Here is a 20169-nt window from a genome sequence, read left to right as displayed (position 1 = left end):
TCCCGGCCATCGCGGATCGACAGGAGGCCGATCAGGCCGCTGCTGGCCCTCGGCACGGGCGTTCAGCCCGCGGAACCGCTCCTCGGTTCCGCATCGTATGCACCGATCTCACTTCGGAGAGATTCCGTTCCCCGTCGCTCACCCCGTGTGCGACGGGGAGGGGCCTCCAACGGGCAACCGGACGCCTCTCGCCGAGGGCTCTCATCGTCGGAGGCCGTCGTCGACCGAAACGGCGGCGTGGCAGCCCCTCGCTGCCAACGATCAGCATCCATCGAGAGCCCTCTCGCCCCCCAATGACCCGTCACGACATCTTGAAACGCATCGCGCGCCTCTGCATGGCTCCTGTGCTTTCGTTGTCTTGATAATGCCCAAAATTCGGCAGACTCAGTCCGCTCGAAAACGACAACCGGCAGGCGAAAGGGCTTCGGTGATGGCTGCGATTGAGGACTTTCTCAATGCAACACGATTGGGCAGCCTGTTTGTTTCTTTGAAGCATCGACGCCGAAACGAGGCTGTGCGCTCTCCCCGAGCCGCCGCCTCACAGGCCATCGTGTGGGCGTGCTTTGCATCACTTCTCACCGGCGCCCTTGTGGCGCCGGCGGCCGCCAGCGAGAAGAAGGGCATCGCCCTCTACGAACAAGATGCGGACGATCGCATTCAGGCCCTCAATGTCGCCTGGTATTACACTTGGCGTCCAAAACCGGTCGTGAATGCGCCCCCGGAGAAATTCGTTCCGATGCTTTGGGGCGGCGCCGACTGGGATCGGCAATATGCCCAGGTCAAAAGCTTGGGCAAAGTCCCTGCCTTGCTGGTTGCCAATGAGCCCGACGTCGAACGCCAGGCGACGATGTCCGTGGAGGAGGTCGTCAGCCGTTGGAAATCCCTCAGTGGCCTTGCCGGACGGTTATCGAGTCCCGCCGCCGCCAATCCCTTCGGTAAGTGGTTCGCCAAGTTCAACGAAATGGCGGAGGAGCAAGGGCTCCAAGTCGATTTCATGGCGGTGCACTTGTACACGAAACCGGATCCCGCAGAGTTTCTATCGAAACTCGATGCGATTTATCGTCGATACCGCAAACCGATCTGGATCACGGAATTCGCTGTCGCCGATTGGTCTTCCAGGGCGGGACGCTGCTCGCAAGATTGCGTCAATAAGTACGACGAGGAGGACGTGCTCCAGTTCCTGAAGGTTGTCCTGCCGGAATTGGAGAAGCGCAAATTCGTCGAACGGTATTCTTGGTACAGCGCGGGACGGAAAACCGCAAAGTACGAGGAGCTTCGTACCTCGAGTCTGTTCACGCCCGACGGCAAGCTGACACGCGTTGGATGCTACTACGCCCAATTCCAGTGGCCGGCCCCCAAATCCGCGATGGACTGCAATCGGGTGAGCGTCCGCTAAGTTCGAAAAACGCCCCCCCCCGATTCCCGAGCGCTCATCCTGCGGCCGTGACGGCGCCCCAGGCGTTTGGTGAACCGCGCCTCGCCGGTTGCTGCAAGGTCCCTCGTTGAACGGCGCACCAGAGCGCGTTCAACGAGGGGCCTTGCGTAGGAATCGGCCCGCCAGCCGGGGGCCCGCTGTCGAGAAGAGCCGACAAGGCCTGGAAAGCGCCCGACGCCCCCCCCCCAAACGTTCGAGTCGGGAACGCGCGGATGCGGGACATCGTGAGGGATCGACATCGCTGACGGCGCCCGGGCCCGAACACCACGCTGGTCCACCCTGTCCTGCCGCTTGCTCGCGAGCACCGTCTGCTCCCGCGACATGATTGCGATGGCAACCCCCGATCGGATGCCGGAGCGTCGCGCTTTCAGGCTCGTCCGTGGGGATCCGGTCACCCGCCGGAGTTCGGCTATCGACCGTACACGCCGCGTGTCCCAGGGTTACCGCGCCGCACACTAGGCAATATCGTACTCACCGGCTCCTACGCTCGTGAATTTTCCAACTGCGGAGCGCGCTCTTGAGGGTTCAGGCGACGGCGAGCTCTTCGCACAACGCCCGAACACCGAGCGTACTCCTCCGAGCGCGACAGCGCTGCGAGAGTTTTGTAAGAGGCTGCTAGGTCCGAATCCTGCATGGCCGGGTCCCGCGGTTCCCAAGCGGGCAGCATCGAGGCATGGGTGAACTGCACGGCCCCCGAGACTCTGAGCCCACGCCGGATCCGGCCAGCGCCGTGCGCGTCCTGGCCGGAGTCTAGCCGTCCGACCTCGAAGTGGAGGGACGGTTTGGCGGGCGCCTTGCCTCATCGTCCCGCGTTGAAGACTGTAAACGAAAGCGGCATCTATGGCTTTGATACTACCCCTGCGAGCAGAAGAGCAGCAAGCACGAAGCTAAGCCGTACGTTGACATCAAATGCAAAAATCGGTAAAATTCTGAAGCGCGCTACTAGTCAACTTTGCGGCGGAAATCTATGATGATAGCCTTTGACGCGAAAAGTCCCCTTTCTTTCAAATTTAGTGTATGCACTGATAAGTTTGATATATCCAATCTATATTTCACTTCAAAGAACACTAAAAATACGCCGCTGCACTTGTCGATTCGGGCAAAGCTGGGCATCATCGTATTAAATTCTGATCTTGGAACCGGTTGGGGTGACGAGCTGCGGGTGTCGTTTGACCCGACTGTTGAAAAATTTGTCATCAATCTTGTTTTTGAAAAAGATTACATCGCCCTCAAAGTGGGCGATGAAGATTTGATCAAGTTTGCCCCTGGGCGGTTCCGCGAGATCGAGACTATTTCTCACCTTCGATTCGAGGGTGGGATTGAAGCGGACAGCTTTGACATCAAGGGCAGTGTCGCGAACGAGCGGTCCGGAAAAGCGGAAATTCAGCCGGATTGCGGGCTGGAAGTCGCCGGCTGGGCGTTCGATCCGTATCTCCCGACTCAGGTCCACGGAATCTGGGTTCGAAAGAATGACGTCGATGTCGGAGAATATTTCGTCGCCGATAGTTTGGATCTGCCGGACGTTGCGCGTCGAGAGGAGGCGCCCACCGATCGGATCGCCTTCCGGATTGATCTGCCGGGGCGCATCTGGGTCGGCGTTCCGGACGACGGGCCGATCATCGTTCAAGTCCAATCCAACAAGGTCAATTGCGGCCCACAGCTCCTGATTACAAAAAGCTATGTCCTTAGTTATTTAGAGCGGATGGCCGATGGCCGCCTCGGCAAGGTCGATCTCGTTCCGTTTTTGTATGCTATTGAACACATTCGTTTCGGCGAACTTCTCGATAAGCTGACGAATTCGTCCAGGCAGTATTTTGAAACGCGCGCAAAGGAACTCAACGTCCTCGAATTCCTTCATGCCGACGCCCATGAAGACGCGGAGTCGTCTCCCAGCGATCCTGTCGTCAAATCGGCCCCGGTTCAGAGCGCTTGGCAGGTAACGAATCTGATTGTCGAGGGAGCGTACGAACTGTTCGTGCAGACTCTCCGGCAAAACCCGCAGGCAAATGTCACGCAACTCCTGCGACAGGTTCTGCGTGAACAGCTGCGCGATTCTCAGTCGCGACAGCTGTTCGTGACGATGGCGACCGAATTTCTGCTTATTCGCAACGCTTTTCTGGAACTGCACGCCGTCGCCTCGGAGGTGGGGATCAACCAACTCGACGCCGGTGATACGCTCTGGAGCCGCTCGAACGGCCTGCCCTACGTTTATATGAAGGGGCAATACAACGTTGTCCGCGAATACATGTGGGCCATGACGAGCCTCAGCGGATGGTTAGCCACGCCTTCTCTGGCTTGGACCATGCGGCAAATCATCGAAGGCGAGTCGGCGATCGGCGGACGTATCGACGAGAGGCTCCGCGAAGAGATCATCTACGCTTACATTTCGATCATCGACAGTCAGGGAGCGACCTACTGGGGGCGCTCTCACTGCGTCCATTTGATCCGCGTCGCGGTCGAGATGGCTGCAAAAGTCCAGAGCTTCTCTGAATATTTGCAGAACGAAATCTTGAATATGATCCTGCGAAATTATGGACTTTCGCCTGAGTTTTATCGTCAGCTGGCAGAATATTCGGACGTGCTCATTCCTGGGCGGATCAAAGTCGCGCGACGGTTTTTCAACGCTCTGGTCGATCGTGCGTCTGGAAAGAAGATCGATCTCACGGCCGCTTTGAATTTCTTCCAGACCGTGAAGAACCCCGATATCGCCCGCATTCAGCTGGAAACCTGCGGATTGAGCAGCGCGGTTGTTGGATCCGATACGAAGCTGACCCTCGAAATGGTCGAAGAGGCGCGGCTCAAGAGTCCGGGAATCTTGTTACGGTCCATGGCGAGTCCGCTCGCACATCAGACCGGCGATTCCGACATCTTACGCTTCACCCGAAAATACATCGATCACTGCCATTCCGGCGTCGCCAAAGCTCCTTACTACCACCTGCAGGTGAAGGCGGCGAAGACTCTCGACTTTCTCTCGGATCCGGACAGTGCATTCCCGGAAGATTTCGACTTAGCCCAGTTCTGTCACGAGTGCTCCGTTCTCTGCCACGAGAGGAGTTCCTATATCGGCTTCGCCATTCTGTTGGTCCTGTTCGACGTCCTGCTCAAGCGCCGGGATGCGTTCAGGGCTCGTGTCCTGTTGTCGTCGATCGCGGACAACCTCAATCGGTTGGGGCCTCAAGCGGCGGCAGCGAAATCCGCTCCGGCCGTGCGCGAAGCGCGGCGTGCCGTCATTCGCCGCCAGGCGGCTGAGCCGAACGTCAATCGCCAAGCGGTCTTGAGTCTGTTTTCCGTCGGGACGAGCGACCCGGCGGAGACGCAGTCCGCTCTGATCAAGAAGTTCGATCCGCCCCACAATCCTGTCTTCGATACGATCGTGGTCGTCTTCTCGTGCGAGCCATACCTCAACACGAGAATCACGGAGTTGCGCAAAGGGTGGTTGAGCCAACTCAAGCAGCTCGGCGTCCCCTACATCATCATCACGGGCAACGGGAACGGCCAGATCGACGGCGATGTCGTTCGCTTGAACGCGGCCGACAATTACGAAGGGCTTCCTGAAAAGACGGTTCGGGCGGTCGAATGGGTCGCCCAGAACACCAATTTTTCATACATGCTCAAGATCGATGACGATTGCTTCCTCAACGTCGATGAGTATTTTCATAGCCTGAGCTATCGGAAATTCGATTACTACGGGCGTAAAGTCGAACGGTCCCTGGGATCGACCGACCGGGCGTGGCACAACAAGAAGTCGAGCTCCGAGAGGGGCCAGCTGGAGCTCGACAAATCCCCTGAGCCGTCTCTCTACGCGGATGGCGGATCGGGATATGCGCTCAGCCGTACGGCCATGGAAGCGATCCTGCGCGTCGTCGAGCGCCCGGACGGGAAGAAGCTGATCCGTTATTCCTTCATGGAAGACAAGTTGATCGGCGATCTGCTGGCGACGGAGGGCATCTATATGGCCGACGAGGATTATTATGTCGCCGTCCAGCGCCGCACCCATTCCAAGGCGATCCCGGTGTCCCTGTGGGGGAACAGCTTCTGGCCGTCGCAGGCGTCGGGCACCAAGCTCGTGCATCTCGACACCGAGCACAGCCAATTGGCGGCGATGGCGCACCTGAACGACCAGACATTGTTCCCGCGCAAGATCTGGCCGACCTACTCCGAGCCGAAGCTGGGCTGGAACTGCAACGCGCTGGAACTGGTCTCGGACATCTCAAAAATCAAGCTGGCCACCGACAGCAAGGTCGCGGTCGTGGCCTGCGTGCGCAACGAGATGTTCATGCTGCCCCATTTCCTCGCCCATTACCGGGCGCTCGGAGTGGATTGCTTTATTTTCGTCGACAACATCTCCGATGATGGGACGCTCGAGTATCTCCACGAGCAGCCTGATACGGTCGTGTTCTCGGTCGATACCGAGTACTCGATGTCGCAATATGGCGTCGCGTGGCAGCAGGCGCTGCTCGCCGAGCTTCGTCAGGACAAATGGTCGATCGTCGCCGACGCCGACGAATTGCTCGTCTATCAGGGCTGGAAGACGACCTCCCTCGCCGAGAAGATCACCCAGCTCGATGCGTCCGGGAAAAACGGATGCCGCATCTTCATGCTGGACATGTATCCGGAGGGGCCTCTGTCCGAGGCCACGTTCCGGAAGAAGGGCCCCTTCGGCGAGGCCAGTTGCGTCGATGCGGAGCCGTTCCGGTTGTCGGCGGACAGTTACGGCCCTTACTCCAACGCCCCGACTTGGACCAGCAGTCTTCGCCATCGATTGTTGCCGGGATCGCCGCGAAGCCTGTTCGTGGCGCAGAAGATCGCCCTCCTGAAGTACAAGCCGTGGATGCGCCTGTCGGCCGGATTGCATTATGCCGCGGAGGTCGATGTCTCCGATGAGGCGATGCTGTTCGCCCACTTCAAGTATAACTCGTCGTTCCGGGCGAAGGCTCTGCGCGAGGTCCAACGCGGCCAGCACTTCAACAACGCGGAGGAGTATCGGAAGTACGCCGCATTGATGGCGGAAGGTCGGGACCGGATCTACGATCCGTCCGTCTCGGTACATTGGGAACATTGCGACTTCGTCCAAGGCATCCTCGGCGCGCCCTCCGGCCGCGCCTGACGGGACGGCCTCGATCGGCCGCGGGCTGCCTTCCTCGCGGGCCCGCCGATGAGGGATCGCGCCGTTGCCGGGGGCCGCGCCGTGTCTCGGCATCGGTGCGCTCCTGAGCCAAAACGATGAAGGGCGCCGGTGGCGCCCGTCATCGTCAGCCGTCCGGGTCGAGCCGGCCGGAGCTTTGAATCCCCCGCACGCCGATCCGTCCCGCCGGTGCGGCCTCCACTTGCCCGTCGCAGCTGTGGTATCGTGCGGGATGCGCAGGCTTCGCCGGCTCCTCGACCCCGCCATCCTCACTTTGGTCCTGTCGCTCGCGGCAGGAAGCCTCTGGCTCGGCACGCACGAGCACGACAGCGATTTCGGCGCCGGGTTCGTCCTGGGGCTGGTCGCCGGGGGATCCCTGGCCTTTCTCGCCCTCGGATCACGGCGGCGGGGGCTCGACTGACATGGGCCCGGCCGTCACCGCCTTTGCGCGAAAAAATCCCGCAGCAGCCCCGCCGCCTCCCGCGCGCGAAACCCCGAATAGACCTCCGGGGCGTGGTGGCAGGTCGGCTGGTTGAACACCCGGGCTCCGTGCTCGACGCCGCCGCCCTTCGGGTCGCTGGCGGCGTAGTAGAGGCGCCGGAGGCGCGCGAAGGCGATGGCGCCCGCGCACATCGGGCAGGGCTCCAGCGTCACGTAGAGGTCGCAGCCGGTGAGCCGCTCGTCGGCGAGCGCGGCGCAGGCGGCGCGGATCGCCAGGATCTCGGCATGGGCCGTGGGGTCGTGGAGCCCGCGGGGGCGGTTTCCGGCCACTGCCAGCACCGTGCCGTCCCGTACGATCGCGGCGCCGACCGGCACCTCGCCTTGCGCGGCGGCCTCCCGGGCGGCGGCGAAGGCGAGGTCGAACGGATCCATCAGCGGCCGGTGGCCGCGCCCGCCGCCTCGCGCGCCACCTCCCGACCGCCGATGTCGCTGCGGCAGAAGCCCTGCGGCCAGTCGATCCGGGCGAGCGCCGCGTAGGCCCGCGCCCGCGCCTGCCCGACGCTGGAGCCGAGCGCCGTCACGGCGAGCACCCGGCCGCCATCGGCGACGAGCCGGTCGCCGTCCCGGCGGGTGCCGGCGTGAAACACGATGGCGCCGCCTTCCGTCTCCGCCGCCGCGATCCCGCGGATCTCGGAGCCGCGGGCGACGGGACCGGGATAGCCCGCGGCGGCCATGACGACGGTGAGCGCGGCGCTGCCCGGCTCGAACCCGATCACGATGCCCGTGAGGTCGCCGCGGGCCGCGGCGAGCAGCGCCGGCACGAGGTCGCCGGAAAGGCGCGGCATCAGCACCTGCGCCTCGGGATCGCCGAAGCGGGTATTGTACTCGATGAGCTTGGGCCCCTCGTCCGTCAGCATCAGCCCGGCATAGAGGATGCCGGAGAACGGCGTGCCGCGCGCCGCCATGCCGGCCAGCGTCGGCCCGATGATGCGCTCCATCACCGCCTGCTCGATCGCCGGGGTGACGATGGAGGCCGGTGCATAGGCGCCCATGCCGCCGGTATTGGGCCCGCGGTCGCCGTCATGGACCCGCTTGTGGTCCTGGGCGGTGCCGAGCGGGATCGCCCTTGTGCCGTCGCAGAGCGCGAAAAAGCTCGCTTCCTCGCCGAACAGGCATTCCTCGATCACGAGGGCGCCCCCCGCCTCTCCTCCGAGGATCGCCCGAACCGCCTCTTCGGCCTCGGGCAGCGTCTCGGCCACCGTCACGCCCTTGCCGGCGGCGAGGCCGTCGGCCTTGACGACGATCGGGGCGCCGCGCTCGCGCAGATAGGCAAGCGCCGGTTCGAGCGCCGTGAAGCGCGCGAAGGCGGCGGTGGGGATCGCGTGTTCGGCGCACAGCTCCTTGGTGAAGCCCTTGGAGCCTTCGAGCTGTGCGGCCGCCCGGGTCGGCCCGAAGGCCAGGATGCCGGCGGCCGCGAGATCGTCGACGAGCCCGGCCACCAGCGGCGCCTCCGGCCCCACCACGACGAGCCCGATCGCCTCCGCCCGGCAGAACGCCACGACCGCGGCGTGGTCGGAGACGGTCAGGTCCGGGCGGTTCTCGCCATGCTGCGCCGTGCCGGGATTGCCGGGGGCGACGAACAGGCGGCCGCAGAGCGGCGACTTGGCGATGGCCCAGGCCAGGGCGTGCTCGCGCCCGCCGGAGCCGACGAGCAGGATGTTGAGAGGGCGTGCGCTCATGGAACTTCCCTTCCCAAAAATCGTCGGCCGGGGGAAGGGGATCGACGGGAAATCGGGCGGCGCCCGGAGCCGCCGGCCCGGCCAAACGTCTCGGCGAAGGGGCGCCCTCCAACAGCCGTCGAACTATCCTCGCGGATTTCGCAAGGGGCGGCGGGGCGTGGCGGAACGCCCTGGCCGTTTCGCCCGTTGACGCAAGCCATGCCCCTCTGCCGCCACTCGACCACCGCCGCGCCTCCCTCGGGCCCCCGCCCCGGGACGGACATCGTCCGGCTTTCGCGCTACCTGGTAACGCGGCGGCTCGCCCCCCGAGCCGCGAACGACAATCGCCGCCAGCGCGGGATGCCCGTCTGGCCCTGGGCGGTCGCCATGGCGGCGGCGCCGGCCGTGACCGCGGCCCTGATTCTGTCCCAGATGATCTGAAGAGACGGACACGCCGGATCGTGAGGGTCCGGCCTCCGCGCTTCATCCCGATCCCGCTCTCCAGGCGTGTCCCGCCGCGTCAGCGGTGCGGAGGGCGCTTGCCCCGGTCCACGGGGGCAGGCGAAGCCGATCTCGCGAAGAGGCGCCTGCGGAAGTTCGCGTGCTCGACCCGTGCCGCCGGTCCGCGCGCGTTCGCGGCTTTGCGATGCCCCCGCACCACGGCCGGGCGGGAGCTCCATCGCCGGGGTGGGCAAGCCGCGTGACCCGGACCGGATCAGTTGTTGCCGCCGCTCGCGCCGCCCCCGCTTCCCTGCGGCGCCGCCCGGGCCGGCTGGTTGGCATTGCCGGCAGCGGCGGAATTGGACTGGATCGTGCTGGCGCCGGTCGCCCCGCGCGACAGGGTGCGGTTCCGGTTGCGGCCACCGGTGACGTTGCTGTCAGAGGTGACGACACCGCGGGCCTTCTTTCGCGGCCGCGCATCGGCGGAGGTGGCCAGAGGGATGAGGCTGGCTGCGGCGAGGGCGAGGGCAAGGGCGGTGAGCGGTTTCATGGGGGCTCCGAACATTGCGTGGACGGACAACCTCATAAAAACGCGCCTGTATCCCGGCCTCTGATCACGGGCGCGGGTGATTACCTCGGGTCAGGGCGGGGGACCGGGAGACGGGCCGCCGCATCTGCTGCCACGCCCGGGCTGTTCGCACCCTGACTGCGCGGCGCTCGGGCCTGAGAACAGCCCGTCACGGTCCTGCCCGCCGCGTGTTGGCTGCCACTCCTGCGTCGCGCGGGGTGAGGCCCCCGTCGTCCCAGTTGATGCAGGGCCGCCGAGAGGCGAACGCCCGAACGGCGCGATCGGGCAGGACGCCCCTAGCCCCGAAGGCCGATGTCAGCCCGACGGCAGACCGGCCGCCGGTGGCTCGAAGCGCGCCGTAGGGCGCGGCTCGTCCGTCCTCCCTGTCGATTCGTCCATCCGATCTTGCGAAATCCGGAACGGCGGTCGAGCCTGAAAAGGAATCCGGTCACAGGCCGAAGCGATCGAGGGGACGCGGCATTCGCGGTCCGTCGCGGCAGGCCTGGGATGGGACAAGGAGTGCGTCGGCCCGAGGGGGACGCCGGCTCTCATGAAAAGCGGTTCTCCAGGGATCGGAGGGGGCGCGGGATCCATCCGTCTCGCGTCGCGAGCGAGAATGGGGCGAGCAGCGCAGGCCGCACTTCGCCCCGGTGCCGGAGCGACGTTTTAGGGTCAGCCTATGGGGAGCGAAGCAGTGTCGAGCGGGGTGCGGAGGAAGGATCGCTGCGGGACGCCCGTCGGCCGGTCGCAGGGCAGGGGGGTCGCGAACGTCCACAGGGCGGGGGGACACAGGACGGGGGGACACAGGACGGGCGGGACGGCCGTGACCTGTCCCGGACTTTCGATGGAATCGCCCCAGTGAGGCGCGATACGGACGCCGCCGCCGACATCGATCGACGGGCGCGGTCCTTCGGCATCGACGAAGGGCGCCCGCTCGCGCGCGACGGGCTGTTCGCATGACCCGCTTTCGCGCCGCGCGCGACGTCGAGGTCGCCCCGCCGACGGGGTATTGGGGCCGACGCCTGCCGGATCTGCCGACCGACTTCATCTTCGGCTACGGCTCGCTGATCAACGGGCACTTGCGCGATCAGACGTCGATGAAGCCGATCGCAGGTTCGCCGGTACGGCTGTCGGCCGCCTTCGGCCATCTCAGAGCGTGGATCTTCCGCTGCCCGACGGGGTTCACGGCCCTGGGACTGCGCCCACCGCGCCGGGGCGAAGCGCCGATGACGGTCAACGGCGTGATCTATCCCGTCGCCCACAACGATCTGGCCGCCTTCGACCTGCGCGAGGCAGGATATCGGCGCATCCCCGTGCCGCCGGGACAGATCGAGGCCGTGTCCTGGCAGCCTTTGCCCGTGTCCGGAACGATCTGGGTGTATGTCCCGATCGACGACGCGGAGTTCAGCCAGGTGGGACCCGCCTCGGGCGACTTTCCCATCCTGCAATCCTACATCGATGCCGTCGTCGAGGGGGCCCTGGATTACGGGGACGACTATGCCCGCGAATTGATCGAGACGACGGCGGACTGGAATCGGTTCTGGCTGAACGATCGCGCCATGGCCCGTCGGCCGTGGATCTACGACCGGCACTATGCCGAGACCGACCAATTGCTCTCGACCATCGCGCCCGCATCCGCGCATTTCCAAGACCGTCTCTTCCCCGGCCCCTTCGCGGCGCGATGGCTCTATCGCCCGGTCCGGTTGCGGGAGGCTCGGCCCCGCCGCGCCGCGGCGATCGCCCCGCCCCTGATCCGCTCGCCCTTCGCCGAGAACTCCGAATAGGAGCGTGTCTCGCAACACCCGCTGGGCCGGAAGGGCGAAGGCTCGGGGATCGGAAATCGGGGATCGGGCGGTTCGTGAGGCCGCTTCATCGCATCGGTCCGAGGCGGCCGGCGTGGAGGGGAGGGCCGTCACGACACGGCGTTGCGCGCCCTCTGCGTGGCGCGTCAGGCCAGGCGTCAGGCCTCACTCCGGCGCACGGTCGAAGGTCCCGTAACTGACGCTCATGCCCCCCGGCACCCGGCTGCCCTCGATCCGGACCGCACGGCCACTGTCCAATTGGAAGGTGAGAAGCCCCGGGGCGATATCGGGATTGGGAAAGCGCAGGAGAAACGTATCCGCCGACCAGTGCGACAGCAGGGCAGGCCGGTCCGCGATCGTGGCGGCGAGGCCGTCCTCCCCGTTCGTGATGCGCAGGCGGCCATAGAGGGGACTGTCGTAGATCCCGGCATAGGCCGCAAGCGGATGGGGCGCCGGACGCGTGTCGGCCGGCGGAGTGGGAACGTCGACGATGGAATTCCAGGCGTCCTGCTCGGCGCGGATCCGCGCCTGCAGGTCGATGCCCGAGCGGCCGATCCGACGTTCGAGGAACTCGGCCCGAACCGCTTCCGGAAACACGGTGAGTTGCTTGTTGGCGAAGATCGCGATGCCGATCTCGAGCTCCGGGATCAGGGTCACGATGGTGCGCACGCCGTTCAGGGCGCCGTTCTTCTCGACGATGCGCTGCCCCAGGAAGCCGTAGCTGTCGCAGCCGAGCCCGGCGGCCGCGTTCTCGTCGCGCAGCGGGCCGCCGGGCCCCTCCACCATGCTGGGGGCGAAGATCTGCCGAAGCGTGTCCTTCGCCAGGAGGCGGCGATCGCCGGCCTGCCCGCTGGCGAGCACCATGCCCATCCAGCGCGCGAAATCGGCACCGGTCGAGACGACGGCACCGGCACCGCTGAAACTGTCGACGTTCTCGTAGGCCATCACGGTCCCGTCGCGGTCGTGGCTGGACGCGCGGTTGTCGTCCTGGAAGAGCCAGGACTGGGTCGGCCCGGACCGGGTCATCGCGAGGGGTTCGAGAATCGCCTTGGCGATGAGGTCGGGGGGCGTCGTCCCCGCCGCTGTCGCGGCGGCGTGCTGGCCGAGGAAGATGCCGTAATTCGAATAGGCCATCTGCGACCGGAAGCTGTGGTCGAACGCCAGAAAGCGGGCGCGGCGGACGAGGTCCTCGGAGGGGAGGCCGAGATCGGGCAGCAGGTCGCCCGCATAGGCGGGCAGGCCCGTCCGGTGCGCGAAGTAATCCCGCAACGTCGCCGTCTCGGTCGCGTAAGGCAGCGCCAGCACCGTCTCCGGCGAGAGCGCCTGCACGGGCCCGTCCCAGGACACCACGCCCCGCTCGACGAGCGTCCCGACGGCGGTCGCGGTCACGAACTTGCTCACCGACGCGATCTGGAACCGCGTGTCGGGATCGACGCGCCCCGGCTTTCCCTGCTCCTTGAGACCGTAGCCCTTCACCGTCACGGCGCCCCGGGCATTCGCAACGACGACGACGGCGCCCGGCACCCCGTAGCGGCGTCGCGTCTCCTCCACGAACCGATCGAAGGCGGCGTCGTCCGACGACCCAGCCTTCGCTCCCTCCTGGGGCCCCTCCAGGGCTTCCTCCGCCCGGAGCCCCGAACCGGCAAGTGCCGCAAGGGTTGCGACCCCGAAGGCGAGCCATCGGGTGCGTAAGGTCATGGCGCGAGCTCCGGGCGCTCGGACCGTCGGACCTGCATCCGCGTTTCGTCCCGTGGCCATAACGGTGCATCCTGTGGGGAGTGCGCGGGAGGATCTCCCAAGATCACAGCATCGTGGCTCGGATCCGAGCGGACGCAAAGCCTTTTGACTTGGTCTTTTCGCTTGGTCTTGCTGACATGGGCCTTCGATACAGCCCCCGGCGAAGGGCCCATTGCCTTGGCCCTTCGATATGGCCGTTCTGACGTGAGGAGCGAACACGCATGCCGGTGCCCGGACGAGCCCGGGGGGAGGGCCGTCGGCCTCGACCGCAGGCGGCCTCGAACCACCACGTGGCGGGCGCCGTGCGGCGGGGGGCCGGCGGCGTGCCCGACGGGATGCGGACCCCGTGCGTCGACGGCCCCCGGCGATCCGGCTCAGGGGCCTTCCCTTCGCGGGGGTGCGACGGGGTCCGGCCGTGATCCGCCGCGTCACGGAGGCCGATACGCCGCCCGCCTATGAGATCCTGTCCGAGGCCGATTGCGCCGATGCGCCCGACTCGAACTGGGCCTTCCTTGCGGGGCGGGCCCTGCTGACCCTCCCGGTCGATGCGGCCATCTCGGCCATTCTGGAGGCGTTGGGCCGGGCGGCGGAATCCGACAGGGCCTGGATGTTCGAGTACGATTCCGAACTCGTCTCCTTTCGCAACTCCCATGAATGGAGCCGGCGCGGCATCACCTCCTTCGTGCACGACCTGCAGGACGCGCCCGTCACGATGTTCGCGTGGCTTCATCGCCATCTGGCGAACGGCCGGGCCGTGATGGTCAATCGGGTCGAGGGACTGCCGCGCACGGCGCGAAGCCTTCAGGCCGAGATGTATCGCCAGAATGACAAGAGCATTCTGGCCGTCCCGATCATCTACGAGAATCGCATCAGGAGCGCCTTCGGCTTCGATGCCGTGAGACAGTATCACCGCTGGCCCGACGCCGAGGTGAAGGCGCTGTTTCAATGCGCGCAGCTCATCGCCGCGGCGCGCTATGGCCGCCGGGCCGGCGAGGAGGGGACCGGGCAGCCCCGCAGCCGGCCGGTCCCGCTGATCTATCTCCGTGCCCGCAAGGGCGTCCGCGGCGTGGAACCCAGCGCCATCGTCTGCCTGCGATCGGCCCGCAACGTCACGGAGATCCTGCTCGCCGACGGCTCGCGCATGACCGATCTGCGATCGTTCGGCCTCTGGTCCGGCCTCCTCTCGCCAGCCTCCTTCGTGAAAGTGCACCGCACCGCGATCGTGAACCTCCTGCATGTCCGCGCGGTCACGCGAAACCCGCGCGGGTCCTGGAGCGTCGAACTGCGCCACCTCGCCAACGCCCTGCCGATCTCACGGTCCGGCCGCGAGGCACTGAAGACCCGGATGGGCCTGTGACGGAGGCAGGGTCCGCGGGGTCATTCGTCCGGCCCATATGTCGATTCGTCCCCCGAACATTGCGCGAAGCCGCAAAACGCGGAACCGTCGAGGCGTGATCCGGCCCCCGGTGCAGGGCAGGACCGTGGGACGGCGTCATGACGGCGATTTCACCCGACGAAGGTGCCCCGGACCGGCCGGCCTGGCTCCCCGGTCTGGAGGCCCTCACGGACCGCCCCCCCTCGCAACGCCCACCCGCGGAACGCTCACCCTCGCAACGCCCACCCTCGCAACGCCCACACTTGGCAAACCACCCGTCGGCCCCGGCCGCGCGACGGGCGTTGCGTGCGGACGGCTCGGGGGATGATCCCGGCCGCCGAGGCGCGCCGCCCGCCCCAGGGCCCGGCGCGTTCGCCGTGATGTCCAGCCTCCACGATCTGCGAGCCCCGGGACGCGGCCCTTCGGTGGCGCAGGTCCTGGTCCTCGTCCTGGAGGGCGACGTCGTCCTGTCGCAGGGGGGATGCGACGTCCGCGCCCGGCAGGACGATCTGCTCCTCTTCGACGATCGGTCGCCGTTCACGGCACGATCGAGCGCCCGCTCCCTGCTCGCGGCGGCCCATGTCGATGGCGCCCGGCTCGCCCCGCGGCCCGAGGCGACGGCGGGACCGCTGCCGCGGCATATCGACGGACGGGCGCCCCTCGGTGCGTTGGTCGCCTCCATCGTCCGCACGGTCCTGAGCCTGCAGCATCACGTCGACGAGAGGGCCTTGCGGCGCCTGGGCGCAGCCGTTCTCGACATGCTGGCGCTCTCGGTGACGTCACCGGAGCCTCGATCCCGGGCGATCGGCCCCGACCGGCCCGGGCTCCTGACGGACATCGTCCACTACATGCGGGCGCACATGGCGGATCAGCGGCTGGGGCCGGACAGCGTCGCGGACGCGTTCCGCATCGCACCGAGGACGCTGAGCCGGCTGTTCGCCGCCGATGGAACCACCTTCATGCGCGCGCTCTGGCAGATCCGGCTCACGACGGCCCATACCGGGCTGCAGGACGGCCGCTTCGCGAGCGTGACGGACGCGGCGCTGATCTGCGGATTTTCCAATCCCGCCCATTTCAGCCGCACCTTCAAGGAAGCCTTCGGCTATGCTCCGATCGTGCTGAAGCTGAAGCGTCGGCCGCGAACCTAACCCCCGCCCGCGGCCCCCGACGGCAGGTCCGATGCCGATGGCGACCCTGCTCCGCCTGACCCTTCTTCTGGTGGGCAAGCCCGCGATCCGGACGCGATGGCCGGTGTTCGTCGGCGCCGCGCTCGCCTGCCTCGCCCTCAGCGCCGTCTTCGTCCTCGATCTGCACGGCCTGTCGGTCGCCGCGACCACGGGCCTCTTCGCCCTCGGACTGGCCGGGCTCGGCCTGCGCCGGCTCGCCCTGCCGGCGCAGGCGGGCGGCCGTCATGGGCCGTGGCTCCCCCGGGGCGTGGGGCTGGGGCTGCTCGCCCTCGCGGGGCTCGCCCTGCGCAATCCGTGGGACGACGACCTCGTGGCGACCGTCGTCGTGGCGGCCGCCCTCGGGCTCGACGGGCTCCACCGCTCCGTGTCGGTCGCGCTCATCCGGCCGGTGGGCTGGGGCCGGCCCTTCACCCTGGCGATCGCGGAATTCCTCCTCGCCGGGATGATTGCGCTGCCGTCGCCGATTCCGTCCGGTCACGCGGCGGCCTTCGTCATCGGGTTGCTGTTCGCCCGCGCCGCAGCCCTGCTCGGCGGCTTCGGGCTCGCCCTGCGGCGCTCCGCCGAGGCGCCGCCCCCGGCGCGGCCTGACCCGACCGAGATCCCGTTGACCCTGCATGTCTGGAGCCCGGCCGGCGGAGGCCGGGCCGCCCCGCACCGCTTCCTGGTCGATCGCTACATCGCCGCCGTGGGGGCCGATGGCCTCCTGAAGACCGGGCATATCGCCCTGTCGCGGCCGCCCGACCTCTACGTCAGCCTGTGTCCGATCGAGGAGTTCGATCAATCGCGCCACGATTTTCGGCGCATGCTGGTCGGACGGCCGCACAACGACGTGCCGGGCACCTTCCTGCCCTCGCTCGCCGCCGAAAGCCGGCGGCGCGGGAGCCCGGATCGGGAGGTCTGTTTCCCGTGCTACGACGCTGCCGCCCTCGCCCGCTTCCTGTCGGTCTACCGGCAGGCCGAGCATTACAACCTCACGCGACGCAACTGCGCGTCGACCGTCGCCCTCTGCCTCGACGCCGCCCTCGCGGGCGTTCTGGGCGGTCCGGCGGCCTTCCAAACCGCCCTGAGGCTGCTCGTCGATCCGCGGATGTGGCGCGCCGCGTTCTGGCGCACCCGGGCGGAGGCGATGACGTGGACCCCCGGCCTCCTGTTCGACTACGCCCGCGCCGTGCAGGGCGCGCTCGACGCCGCCCGGCTCCGGTCAGTCCCGGAGGCTCCATCAAAGGCTCGTGAACCGTCGCCTCCTGGCGTTCCGAGGCAAGTCCCTGGCCGTCAGAGGTAAGAACACCGCGACGGGACATGCTAGAGCATCGGCCCAAGAGCTGAACACCGGCGTTTCGCAAGCGACACTGCGGCCCGAAAACAGAAAAATAGCCTTCCGAACGGCAACCGCCGGCGTTCGGATCAAGACGATGCACCACAAGACCAGACACCATCGTCCGGGATCCGGGATCCAGGCCGATGCGCTCGCCCCATCACGGCAGGGACTCGGAGCGCGAGCGGGCGACGCGGATGCCGGGGAGCCGCCGGCCGCGATCCGCGGGCCGGCACGAACACCCGACAGGGAGGATGCTCGTGATCCGTGCGCGCCAACCGCTCTCGCGTGCCCAGCAGGGCATCTGGTTCGCGCAGGAACTCGATCGGACAAGCCCATCCTTCACCATCGCCGAGTGCATCGAGATCCACGGCGCCGTCGACCGAGCCCGGTTCGAGCAGGCCCTCCGGCAGACCGTCGATGAGGCCGACGCCCTCCAGGTCGCCTTTGTCCGGGACGAGGACGGGCTGGCGCAGGTGCCCCGCCCCCCGCGCGACTGGAGCCTCGCCTTCGCCGACCTCAGCACCGCGGACGATCCCGAGGGCGCTCTGCAGGCGCAGATCGAACACGACTTGAAGCAAGTCTTCGATCTGGCCGCCGGACCGCTCTTCGCCTTCAGCCTGTTCAGGCTCGGCGCGGCCCGTTACGCGTGGCTGCAGCGCTACCATCACATCGCGCTCGACGGCGCCTCGGTCTCGCTGATCGTCCGGCGCGTCGCCGAGGTCTACGGCGCGCTCGCGGCCGATCACGCGACCGGCCGGCCCAGCTTTTCCAGCAAGGATCTGATCCTGGCCGACGAGGCGGATTACGCCGCCTCGGAGGCGCTCGCGACGGACCGCGACTACTGGATCGGGCGCTACAGGGATGCGCCCGAGCCGGCGAGCCTCGCCGGGCATTACGCGCCGGTGGGCCCGACGCTGCGGCACCACCGCTTCCTCGGCCTCGCGACGACGGAGCCCCTGCGCGGCCTCGCCAAGAGCCTGGACACGTCGCTCCCGCGGCTCCTGATCGCCCTCGCGGCGGCCTTCGTGCATCGGATGACGGGGCAGCCCGATCTGGTGCTGGGCCTCGCCCTCAGCGGCCGGGCGAGCCCCGCCTTGCGCGCGAGCCTCGGCATGATGGCCAACGTCGTGCCGTTCCGTATCGCCATCAACGCAGGGACGACGCTGCCGGCTCTCGTGCGGGAGGTTCACGAGGAGGTGCGCCGGTGCCTCGCGCATCAACGCTATCGCGGCGAGACCATCCGGCGGGACGTGAATCAGATCCGGCATCACGGGGCGGTGACGGCGACGACGATCAACATCGAGCCGTTCAGCTACGATCTGCGGTTCGGCCCCCATCCGATCCACACCCGCAACGTCGCCAACGGTCCGGCGGACGACCTCAACATCTTCTTCTTCGATCGCGGGGCGGGAAAGCCGATCGAGGTCGCCTTCGATGCGAACGCGGCCCTCTACACCGACGCGGCCGTGCGGACGCATCTCGATCACCTGCAACGGTTCCTCGAGGCCGTGCTCGCGCAACCCGCGACGCCGATCGGCGCGCAGAGCTTTCTCTCGTTCGAGGAGCGCCGCCGCCTCCTCTCCGATTGGAACGAGACCGAGCGGGCGCCGCCGACGGCGCTGTTTCCCGTCTGGTTCGAGCGACAGGCCGCCCGCACGCCGGACGCGGAGGCGGTCGTCTACAAGACCACGTCCCTGTCCTACGAGGCGCTGAACCACCGGGCGAACCGGCTGGCGCATCACCTGATCGCCCGAGGGATCGGCCGCGGCGGCCTCGTCGGCATCGCGATGCCGCGCTCGACCGATCTGGTCGTCGCGCTGCTCGCCACGCTCAAGGCAGGCGCCGCCTATCTCCCGCTCGATCCCGATTATCCGACCGCGCGCCTCGTCCACATGATCGCCGATGCGGGGCCGGCGCTGATCCTGACGACCTCCGAGGCCCATCCGCGCATCGCCGCGGCCACGCAGCACCGCGTGCCCGCCCTCCCGCTCGATACCGAGGAGACGGCCGCGCTCCTCGAGGCGCAGCCGAGCCTGGACCCGGACGATGCGGTCCGCGCCGCGCCGCTCTCGCCGGAGGACACCGCCTACGTCATCTACACCTCGGGCTCGACCGGGCTGCCCAAGGGCATCCTCGTTCGCCATGCCGGGCTCATCAACCTGCTCGCCGCGATGCGCGCGTCCACGCGGCTGGGACGGGGCGACTCGCTCCTCTCGGTCACGACCATCAATTTCGACATCGCCGGCCTCGAACTGTTCCTGCCGCTCCTCGACGGGGCGCGGGTCGTCGTCGCGGCCCGGGACGTCATCCTCGATCCCGAGGCGCTGGCTGCCCGCCTGCGGACCAGCGCGGCCACGATCGTCCAGGGAACGCCGGGGCTGTTCCGCAACCTGCTGCTGGCCGGAAGCGACCTGGGCGGCCTGCAGGTGCTGGTCGGCGGCGAGGCGCTGCCGGCCGGGCTCGCCCGGGATCTGGTGGCCCGCGGCGGCCGCGTGCGCAATGTCTACGGACCGGCCGAGACGACGATCTGGTCGACGCAATGGGAGGTCTCCGGCGCCTTCCAGACGCCGCCGATCGGGCGCCCGATCTGGAACACGCAGCTCTACGTGCTCGATGCGGCCCTGCAGCCGGTCCCGGTCGGGGTGCCGGGCGAGCTCTACATCGCGGGCGCCGGCCTCGCCCGCGGCTATCTCAACCGCCCCGGCCTCACCGCCAGCCGCTTCATCGCCTGCCCGTTCGGGCCGCCCGGGGGCCGCATGTACCGGTCGGGCGACGTGGCGCGCTGGCGCTCGGACGGGACGCTCGACTATCTGCGCCGCGCCGACGATCAGGTGAAGATCCGCGGCTTCCGCATCGAGCTCGGCGAGATCGAGGCGGTGCTCGGACGTCTCCCGTCGGTGGCGCAGACCAGCGTTCTGGTCTGCGACGACCATCACGGCGACAAGCAGCTCGTCGGGTATGTGGTGCCGGAGGCGGGGGCGGAGGTGGATGGGGCCGCCCTGCGGCGCGCCCTGGCGGAGCG

General features: G+C 67.4%; 12 protein-coding genes. 8 read left to right on the top strand and 4 right to left on the bottom strand.

Annotated features, from left to right (window positions below):
• Positions 1-430: 430 nt before the first annotated feature.
• The 3 genes from LW587_RS19615 to LW587_RS19605 all read left to right on the top strand — a co-directional run bounded on the left by LW587_RS19615 (position 431) and on the right by LW587_RS19605 (position 6981).
• On the top strand, positions 431-1396 hold the full coding sequence (locus tag LW587_RS19615; protein ID WP_232631278.1) for a glycosyl hydrolase: 966 nt from the start codon (positions 431-433) through the stop codon (positions 1394-1396).
• A 1126-nt stretch (positions 1397-2522) separates the two neighbouring features.
• On the top strand, positions 2523-6542 hold the full coding sequence (locus LW587_RS19610; protein ID WP_232631277.1) for a glycosyltransferase family 2 protein: 4020 nt from the start codon (positions 2523-2525) through the stop codon (positions 6540-6542).
• Positions 6543-6792: 250 nt separating this feature from the next.
• Positions 6793-6981, top strand: a complete 189-nt coding sequence (locus LW587_RS19605) for a hypothetical protein (protein ID WP_232631276.1) — start codon at positions 6793-6795, stop codon at positions 6979-6981.
• A 14-nt stretch (positions 6982-6995) separates the two neighbouring features.
• Here the strand turns inward: LW587_RS19605 and LW587_RS19600 are convergent, their stop codons facing one another.
• From LW587_RS19600 to LW587_RS19590, 3 genes are all read right to left on the bottom strand, one after another.
• Positions 6996-7436, bottom strand: a complete 441-nt coding sequence (locus LW587_RS19600; RefSeq protein WP_232631285.1) for a nucleoside deaminase — start codon at positions 7434-7436, stop codon at positions 6996-6998.
• A complete protein-coding gene (gene purD / locus LW587_RS19595; protein WP_232631275.1) occupies positions 7433-8740 on the bottom strand; it encodes a phosphoribosylamine--glycine ligase in 1308 nt (435 codons plus the stop codon). Before purD ends, LW587_RS19600 begins: the two co-directional genes overlap by 4 nt.
• 694 nt (positions 8741-9434) lie before the next feature.
• Positions 9435-9710 (bottom strand): hypothetical protein, encoded by a 276-nt coding sequence (locus LW587_RS19590; protein ID WP_232631274.1) that lies wholly within the window; start codon positions 9708-9710, stop codon positions 9435-9437.
• A gap of 974 nt (positions 9711-10684) precedes the next feature.
• Here LW587_RS19590 and LW587_RS19585 point away from each other — a divergent pair.
• Positions 10685-11512, top strand: coding sequence for a gamma-glutamylcyclotransferase family protein (locus LW587_RS19585; RefSeq protein WP_232631273.1), 828 nt, complete (start codon positions 10685-10687; stop codon positions 11510-11512).
• 183 nt (positions 11513-11695) lie between these two features.
• Here the strand turns inward: LW587_RS19585 and LW587_RS19580 are convergent, their stop codons facing one another.
• Positions 11696-13228, bottom strand: a complete 1533-nt coding sequence (locus tag LW587_RS19580) for a serine hydrolase (protein WP_232631272.1) — start codon at positions 13226-13228, stop codon at positions 11696-11698.
• A 454-nt stretch (positions 13229-13682) separates the two neighbouring features.
• On the opposite strand from LW587_RS19580, the gene LW587_RS19575 reads away from it, so the two are divergent.
• The 4 genes from LW587_RS19575 to LW587_RS19560 form a co-directional block, all read left to right on the top strand.
• A complete protein-coding gene (locus LW587_RS19575; protein ID WP_232631271.1) occupies positions 13683-14624 on the top strand; it encodes a LytTR family transcriptional regulator DNA-binding domain-containing protein in 942 nt (313 codons plus the stop codon).
• A 398-nt stretch (positions 14625-15022) separates the two neighbouring features.
• The gene (locus tag LW587_RS19570) at positions 15023-15790 is read left to right on the top strand and encodes a helix-turn-helix transcriptional regulator (RefSeq protein WP_232631270.1); all 768 of its coding nucleotides are present in this window, start codon (positions 15023-15025) and stop codon (positions 15788-15790) included.
• Between the two features lie 37 nt (positions 15791-15827).
• Positions 15828-17111 (top strand): hypothetical protein, encoded by a 1284-nt coding sequence (locus LW587_RS19565; RefSeq protein ID WP_232631269.1) that lies wholly within the window; start codon positions 15828-15830, stop codon positions 17109-17111.
• 293 nt (positions 17112-17404) lie between these two features.
• Positions 17405-20169: non-ribosomal peptide synthetase (locus LW587_RS19560; protein WP_232631268.1), on the top strand; the 2765-nt coding region annotated here is incomplete at its 3' end.

Source organism: Methylobacterium sp. Leaf118, from assembly GCF_920984675.1.
GTDB lineage: Bacteria > Pseudomonadota > Alphaproteobacteria > Rhizobiales > Beijerinckiaceae > Methylobacterium.
This window is presented reverse-complemented; position numbering and strand designations above follow the sequence as displayed.

Coding starts and splice junctions, on each gene's coding strand:
- LW587_RS19585 (WP_232631273.1), top strand. CDS start 10,685: ATGACCCGCTTTCGCGCCGCGCGCGACGTCGAGGTCGCCCCGCCGACG.
- LW587_RS19565 (WP_232631269.1), top strand. CDS start 15,828: ATGGCGACCCTGCTCCGCCTGACCCTTCTTCTGGTGGGCAAGCCCGCG.
- LW587_RS19590 (WP_232631274.1), bottom strand. CDS start 9,710: ATGAAACCGCTCACCGCCCTTGCCCTCGCCCTCGCCGCAGCCAGCCTC.
- LW587_RS19615 (WP_232631278.1), top strand. CDS start 431: ATGGCTGCGATTGAGGACTTTCTCAATGCAACACGATTGGGCAGCCTG.
- LW587_RS19570 (WP_232631270.1), top strand. CDS start 15,023: ATGTCCAGCCTCCACGATCTGCGAGCCCCGGGACGCGGCCCTTCGGTG.
- LW587_RS19580 (WP_232631272.1), bottom strand. CDS start 13,228: ATGACCTTACGCACCCGATGGCTCGCCTTCGGGGTCGCAACCCTTGCG.
- LW587_RS19605 (WP_232631276.1), top strand. CDS start 6,793: ATGCGCAGGCTTCGCCGGCTCCTCGACCCCGCCATCCTCACTTTGGTC.
- purD (WP_232631275.1), bottom strand. CDS start 8,740: ATGAGCGCACGCCCTCTCAACATCCTGCTCGTCGGCTCCGGCGGGCGC.